The sequence below is a fragment of the Gilliamella sp. Fer4-1 genome (assembly GCF_001690515.1).
In the GTDB taxonomy this organism is placed as follows: Bacteria; Pseudomonadota; Gammaproteobacteria; order Enterobacterales; family Orbaceae; genus Gilliamella; species Gilliamella apicola_C.
Genome location: NZ_LZGZ01000078.1, coordinates 1 through 532 on the forward strand (window position 1 = coordinate 1; position 532 = coordinate 532).

Consider the following 532-nt stretch of genomic DNA (forward strand, 5'->3'; position numbering starts at 1 on the left):
GTTTTCCAAAAGTGGGAAGAATGTATTAAATAATATTTTTAAAAATTAGGTAAACTAAATGAATATTGAAATTGCGAAAAACATATTAAAAGAATTCATTATTGCGATGAATCATTGGGAAATACGTTGCTATCCAAAATTAAAAAGTGATTCTTCAGAAGAAGCTTATTTACAAATGACTAAAGATTTGAATTTTATATTTGATAAATTCTGTACAAAAAAGAACGAAAATATGATCGACAAGCAGCATTATCTTGTGGAAACCCACCAGAGTACTCACCAGATGAAGAAATATTAAAAATAGAAGAACTCAAAGGGAATAAAGTAGTTATTTACACGCAACAACAAAATCGTACAAAAAGTCAATTTCGTTATACCTTGCATTACAAAAAACATGAGTGGCGTATTGATAAAAAAGAGGTATATGATAAGTTTGATAATAATTGGGACAAATATCCATTGTAATAATTACTAGAATTCTATCGTAAATACGATTAAATATCTGGAAAAAGCAAAATAATAGCTAAGCATT

The 532-nt window shown here is 27.1% G+C and carries 1 pseudogene; it reads left to right on the forward strand.

The features are described 5' to 3' along the window. Window positions 1-106: 106 nt before the first annotated feature. Window positions 107-465, forward strand: a pseudogene (locus tag A9G30_RS13550) (NTF2 fold immunity protein). Window positions 466-532 lie beyond the last annotated feature (67 nt).